Source organism: Bradyrhizobium sp. STM 3843 (assembly GCF_000239815.1).
Taxonomy (GTDB): Bacteria; Pseudomonadota; Alphaproteobacteria; order Rhizobiales; family Xanthobacteraceae; genus Bradyrhizobium.
Genome location: NZ_CAFK01000130.1, coordinates 1 through 6,390, shown reverse-complemented (window position 1 = coordinate 6,390; position 6,390 = coordinate 1). Strand labels below are relative to the sequence as shown.

The 6,390-nt window shown below is 64.5% G+C and carries 7 protein-coding genes; 1 reads left to right on the top strand and 6 read right to left on the bottom strand.

Going from position 1 to position 6,390, the window contains the following annotated elements; all coding sequences use genetic code 11:
* The coding region (locus BRAS3843_RS16100; protein ID WP_050886443.1) for a LysM domain-containing protein at nt 1-849 on the top strand (849 nt) is incomplete at its 5' end.
* Here the strand turns inward: BRAS3843_RS16100 and BRAS3843_RS16095 are convergent.
* The 6 genes from BRAS3843_RS16095 to BRAS3843_RS16070 form a co-directional block, all read right to left on the bottom strand.
* A complete protein-coding gene (locus tag BRAS3843_RS16095) occupies nt 801-1,424 on the bottom strand; it encodes an isoprenylcysteine carboxylmethyltransferase family protein (protein WP_008970009.1) in 624 nt (207 codons plus the stop codon). The two genes, BRAS3843_RS16100 and BRAS3843_RS16095, sit on opposite strands and share 49 nt — an antisense overlap.
* Nucleotides 1,425-1,465: 41 nt before the next feature.
* Nucleotides 1,466-2,491, bottom strand: coding sequence for an NAD-dependent epimerase/dehydratase family protein (locus BRAS3843_RS16090; RefSeq protein WP_008970008.1), 1,026 nt, complete (start codon nt 2,489-2,491; stop codon nt 1,466-1,468).
* A complete protein-coding gene (locus BRAS3843_RS16085) occupies nt 2,492-3,043 on the bottom strand; it encodes an Mpo1-like protein (RefSeq protein ID WP_008970007.1) in 552 nt (183 codons plus the stop codon).
* A 512-nt stretch (nt 3,044-3,555) separates the two neighbouring features.
* Nucleotides 3,556-4,233: an OmpA family protein gene (locus tag BRAS3843_RS16080; RefSeq protein ID WP_008970006.1), complete on the bottom strand. Its 678-nt coding sequence runs from the start codon at nt 4,231-4,233 to the stop codon at nt 3,556-3,558.
* On the bottom strand, nt 4,233-4,646 hold the full coding sequence (locus tag BRAS3843_RS16075; protein ID WP_008970005.1) for a hypothetical protein: 414 nt from the start codon (nt 4,644-4,646) through the stop codon (nt 4,233-4,235). Before BRAS3843_RS16075 ends, BRAS3843_RS16080 begins: the two co-directional genes overlap by 1 nt.
* Nucleotides 4,647-4,738: 92 nt before the next feature.
* On the bottom strand, nt 4,739-6,390 hold a 1,652-nt coding region (locus BRAS3843_RS16070; protein WP_035981864.1), incomplete at its 5' end, for a 3'-5' exonuclease.

Below are 6,390 nucleotides of genomic sequence, written 5' to 3'. Positions count from 1 at the left end.
CAGGTCTATCTGTTTCGTGGCGCGCTCGGCCCGATCTTTTCGACCGGCATGGACCGTCTGGCTGAAAAGATCGAGAAGGCTGGCTTCTGGGCTCGTGTCTATGAATTCACGCTGTGCGACCTGATCGCGCTCCAGGTCGAGAAGGCCTACCGTGCCGAACCCGGGCCGATCGTGCTGATCGGCCATTCCATGGGCGGGCTCTGCAGCGTGCGGATCGCGATCACGCTGCAGGAGGAGCATATTCCGGTCAGCCTGGTGGTGGCGATCGATCCTGCGCACGCGACCAAGAGCGTCCCGCTCAATGTCGAGCGCTTCATCAACATATTCCTGTCGGACAATGTGCTGGGCGGCGGCGACGTGAAGCCCGAGCCTGGCTATCACGGCCATTATGTGAGCTTCGACATGAAGGATCATGACGAGGTGACCCACATCAACATCGACAAGATGAACGATGTGCACGCCCAGCTCGTGAACATGATCAGCCAGCTCAACCAGACGCCGGCGACGGCGGATGCCGATCCAGTGCCGTTGCGCTACCTGGTCCCGCCCAGCGCCTCGCTCGAGCTCTGGGATAGCGGCACCGCGCTATTCGTGCGGCCGGGCGACACGTTGGAGCAGATTGCTGCCAATTACGGCCTGCCGCTATGGGCGGTACAGCAGGCCAATCCCGGTGCGGGCAGCGGGCCGCTGGTTCCGGGAGAGCGCATCGTGATTCCGCGGCACCTCTTGCCGGTCACGGCCAGCGCTGCGCAGGCCAATCTCCCGCCGGGGCAGGGCGCCGATGCGGCGCCCCGTCCAGCTCAGCCCGGCGGCAAGAATGGGATGATCATGGGGACCCGCCGGCGGTAGTCACTGTAGTCCGGGCCGAGCTCGGCGGAGAGGAAGACCTCCTCCATCTTCGCCTTCAGGCTCATGCCGAGCGAGATCAGGATCGCACCGACAATCGCGCTTATCGTTCCGACCGCTACCCCCGTCGCCAGCATGCCAAGGATGAGTCCGGTATAGATCGGGTGTCGGACCATGCCGTACGGCCCGGTGTCGATCACCTTATGGCCTTCCTTGTGGGTGATCGCATTCGACCAGAAGCGGCCGAGATGAATCCGCGCCCACCAGGTGAAAGCGATGCCGGCCAGCGTCACCACAGTGAGCAGGTAGACGCCTGTCTCGCCGGGATTCCAGATCGGCTTCTCGCCGAGCGCGCGCGCCGTCCACGGTGTGAACAGGATGCCGCCGGCGACGATCAGGATGTGATAGCGGCTCGCATGCAGCGTGGTGACATGCTTGCGGGTCTGGCCGGACCAGAATGAGGCCCCGACCCAGCTCGCCAGCCAGATCAGCCAGATGATGGCCAACAGCGAGGTCGGCCAGGTCGTGGTCCACCCGCTGAACGCAAACGCGATGATGTGGCTGAAGTCGCCAGACATGTCTTGAAACCGTTATCTCAGTTAGACGCGGCCGCTCTTACCTATTCGGCCGCTGTACGAAAAGGGTGTTGTTTGACGTCGAGCCCAGTGCCGCCTTCGGCGGCGAGCAGGAAGGCGATGGTTTCCCTCAAGGTCGGCTCGATCGGGCGGGGCGTATAGCCGAGTTCGCGCCGGGCGCGGTCGATCGACAGGTCCGAGGCGTAGAGCGCGATCCGCACGCCCTCGGCGGTGCCGGATGGCGCACGCCCGGTAATGTGATCGGAAATGAATTCCAGCATGCCGGCGGAGAACTCAGCGAACTTACCGGGCACGGGAACCGCGAAATGGCTGCGGCCGCTGATCGCAGCGACCAGGTCGAGGATGCGGCGCAGCCGCAGGCTTTCGCCGCCGAACACATAGCGGCCGCCGATCTTGCCGCGCTCCATGGCCAGGATCAGCCCGGCCGCGACGTCGCGGACATCGACCAGATTGACGATGAAATCGAGGTAGAGCTGGACCCGATTGTCGAGGAACAGCCGGAGCATCTGCGACGGCGGCGTCAGGTTGCTGTCATGCGGTCCGATCGGCATGGTCGGGGTGCCGACCACGACCGGGAAGCCCTCCGCGGCCGCCTGCATCGCGCGCGCCTCGGCGAGCGCCTTCGAGCGCGTATAGGCGCCGGGCATCGCGGTGGCCGGCGGGGCGGTCGGTGCCGTCGCGGTGCCTTTCGTGCCCGGATAGTCGAACAGGATCGACTCGGTGGAACAGTGCAGGAAGCGCCGGACATTGGCCTTGCGCGCGGCAGCGAGCACGGTTTCGGTGCCGACGCAGTTCACGCGGTAGAAATCTTCACGATCGGGCATCCACATCCCGGGCAGGCCGGCGAGGTGGTAGACCTGATCGACGTCGTTCACGGCCTCGCGAACGACGGTCGCATCGAGCACCGAGCCTTCGACATAATGCACATCGGCAATCATGTGCGTCGGGCAACGAATGTCGAGCACGCGCACGTCCATGCCCCGCGCTGCCAGCGCAGAGACGAGGTGGTGTCCGATAAAGCCGCTACCGCCGGTGACGAGGACTTTCATTTAGGGATGCGAGTGCTGGTCGCCTTGAAGCCGGTTCGATGCCCCCTGATCCTGCGACCAGTTGGGCGCGATGAGATCGGCCACGGAGGGCCGGAGACCGAAGACCATGTACAATTTCGCCATCACAAACATCGGTCCAAGAAACAGATGAGCCGGGTGGTCCAACAGCGAAGGATTGTTCCGCTCGAACACCTTATGACCCACGGTCTGCGAAACGAAGCCAAGGATCACAAGTCCGGCAAACAGGGCCCAGAGCGCCGCTCCGTGGACGTGGTCCGCAATCATCATGGCGGTAGCAAGGAGCAGGACTGCGAAAGCGAGAATGCCGGCTCCGAGCGCGGCATCGAGGAGCAGCCAATAGAACAGGACCGGCAGCGCCAGAATGGCGCCAAGGCTGATTCGGAAGCCCAGCGCATCGAAATGCCACAGGCTGAGCGGCAGGACCGCGCCCGTGAACAAGAGAATGATGCCGCACACATGCATCAGGCCATTGCGGGGATCCCGATGGTATTCGACGTAATCGATCATCTGGCGTCGAAACAGGGCGTTCATGTCGGACTCGCTCGTCAATGATGACATCGATGACCGCGCAATCGACGGCCGCAAAGATGGGCCTATACCATCAAGCCGCAACGCCGACAAACCGCGAATCGTCGCTGGTCAAACCGGCCATTTGTCGCGGCTCACCGACGGCAAGAAGTGCCGCCAACCCCCGGGGGTTCCCGGTCTGGCGCCGCGTGTCAGGAGTCTCACAGACATTTGGCTGGTTCTCGTGCCCGAAGTCCGTCCAATATTGTCGCCCACTGTTTGCGGACTTCGGAAGTCCGTCAAGGGATCTCGGCCAGCGCGGAGATTTCGGATCGGCGGCATCGGCATGAGATTGGTCATGCGGAGCCCCGGCAAATCCATGATTCCAGTACGGTTTTAATGCGAAACCCTGATCCGGGCGCTGCCGGTCGGGAACTTAAATGCAGCGTGCCGGAAAGCGGTATTTCGCAGCCGGGCCTGGTCACACAGGCACTGTCGCGTTGTCCGCCTGCGAGGTTGAGCCGGCGCGGCGCGCGTTATTTGCGATGCTTTCTCAAGCCCTCGCTCTTGGCGGCGGGCTGCGCGACGACAGGGGTCGCAGCCGGTGCGGTGTCCTCGGCCTTGGCGATCGTGATGATCTGGATCTGCTGGTTGATCGGCGCGGTCGGGCGCGCCGGATCGAGCAGCTGCTCCTCGCCGAGCCCGATCGATTGCAGCCGCTTTGCCGAGATCTTGAACGTGTTGACCAGGATATCGCGGATCGCGTCCGCCCGGCGCTGGCTCAAGATCACATTGGCCTCGCGCTTGCCGTTCGCCTCGACATGGCCGACGATCAGGAAGCCGTAGGGCAGCAGCGAGGAATGCACCATCGCATCAGCGATGCGCCCCACGCTCTGGTAGGATTCGGGCTTCACGATCGGCGTGTCGACGTCGAAGGCGATGTCGACATTGAACGTCGGCAGGTTCATCAATTCCGGCGCGATTGGCGGGCGCTTCTGCGCCGGCGGCTCGTTGCGGCCGCGCGATTTCGATCGCTCCTGAGTCTGTTGCTTGAGAGCTGGCAGATCCAGCGCAGGCGCGGCGTCCAGGTGGTCGAGCTGGCTGACGATGGCATCGCGCGTCGCTTCCTGGGCGCACACCGGCGCGTCATAGCTGAGCCAGACGAGAAGGGCCGCCGCGACGGCGCCGAACCAAGCTGTCGCCGGATGACGCATCAGCGATACCCCGCGTCCCCGATCGCCTGCTGACAGCGCGCGCTGACGCCATTGCTGGCCACCAGACAGGGAACCGATTTGCTGGTTTCCTTGGTCGAGCCCGCGCAGAGCTTGACGATTTCGCGCTGGCAGGCATTGGCCACCGTCACCCTGGCGGCAATTCGTTTCTGGATCGCATCCAAGGCCTGGAAATAGGTCGCCTTGCACTGTGGCGAGATCACGTCTTGGTTACGGCTGAGGCATTCCTTCAGACGCGATGAGTCGAGGTTGACGCCGCGGCAATTGGCGGTGATGTCGGCGGCGCAGTTCGCCGCGATCGTCGCGGCCGCGTCGGCAAAGCTGATCGTCTCGGCCGCCGCAAGCGACGGCACGATGAGCGCGACCGCGAAAATGAGAATGCCTCCCCGGACCATGGCCGCATCTCATACGATGGCGGCCGCCACGGTCAAGGCCTAACAAAGGCGGAGCTGTGGGCGAATATTGCGCGACATGTCTCGAAGCCGGTTCAGGCCCGCTGCACGAAACTGTCGACGACCTTCTTCTCGCCGGCCTTGTCGAAGGCGATGGTAAGCTTGTTGCCGTCGATCTTCACCACGTGGCCGTAGCCGAATTTCTGGTGAAAGACGCGGTCGTCGAGGGCAAATTCCGACGTGGTGCCGGTGGATTTCGCCACCAGCTCGCCTTCGATCGTCAGCGGACCGCGCCGGTTGCGCGACGAGAAGCCGCCGAACTCGCCGCGGCCGCCGAAGGGCGACTGCTCCTCGTTGAAACCGCCTTGACCCTGACCAGGGCCGCGCCCGCCTTGACCGGGCCCACCTTGCCCGCGGCCGCGCGCCTGGGCGCGCTGCCAGCCGGGCGTCGAATAGCTCGAGCCGAACGTCTCGACATTGTCGAAGCGTGACGGGCCATAGCCGCCGGCGCCGCCCCAGCCCGAGCCGCCTTTGGATTCGGTGATCTCCACGCTCGCTGCCGGCAATTCGTCGAGAAAGCGCGAGGGGATCGTCGTGGTCCAGGTGCCGTGGATGCGGCGGTTGGTGGCGAAATAGATCTTGGCGCGGCGACGTGCGCGCGTCAGCCCGACATGAGCCAGGCGACGCTCTTCCTCCAGCCCCGCGCGGCCCTGTTCGTCGAGCGTGCGCTGGCTTGGGAACAGCCCTTCCTCCCAGCCCGGCAGGAACACGTTATCGAATTCCAGTCCCTTGGCCGAATGCAGCGTCATCAACGACACCGCTTCCTCATCGGCGCTGCCCTCGCGGTCCATCACCAGGGAGATGTGCTCGAGGAAGCCGTGCAGGTTCTCGAACTCCTCCATCGAGCGGATCAGCTCTTTGAGGTTGTCGAGCCGGCCCGCGGCGTCGGCCGAGCGGTCCTTTTGCCACATCTCGGTGTAGCCGCTCTCGTCGAGCACGATCTCGGCGAGCTCGGTGTGCGGGGTGACCTCGCTCTGCTTGCGCCAGCGCTCGAACTGCAACAGCAGCTGGCGCAGGCTGCCGCGCGCCTTCGGCTTCATCTCGTCGGTCTCGACCACGGCGCGCGCGGCCTCGAACAGCGGGATGCGGCGCTTGCGGGCATGGTCGTGCAGCATCTGCACGGTGGCATCGCCAAGCCCGCGCTTGGGGACATTGACGATACGCTCGAAGGCGAGATCGTCGGCCGGCGAGTTGATCACGCGCAGGTAAGCCAGCGCATCGCGGATCTCGGCGCGCTCATAGAAGCGCGGGCCGCCGATCACGCGATAGGGCAGGCCGAGGGTGACGAAGCGGTCTTCAAACTCGCGCATCTGATAGGACGCGCGCACCAGGATCGCGATCTCGTTCAGCTTCTCGCCCTTGCGCTGGAGATCCTCGATCTCCTCGCCGATCCCGCGCGCCTCTTCTTCCGAATCCCACGCGCCGGTGACCGTGACCTTCTCGCCCTCGGTATCCTCGGTGCGCAGCGTCTTGCCGAGCCGGCCTTCGTTGTGGGTGATCAGATGCGAGGCGGCGGCGAGGATGTGGCCGGTCGAGCGGTAGTTGCGCTCCAGGCGGATCACCTTCGCGCCCGGGAAGTCGTGCTCGAAGCGCAGGATGTTGTCGACCTCGGCGCCGCGCCAGCCATAGATCGACTGGTCGTCGTCGCCGACGCAGCAGATGTTTTTGGGGGGAGTGGTAGCCGCGG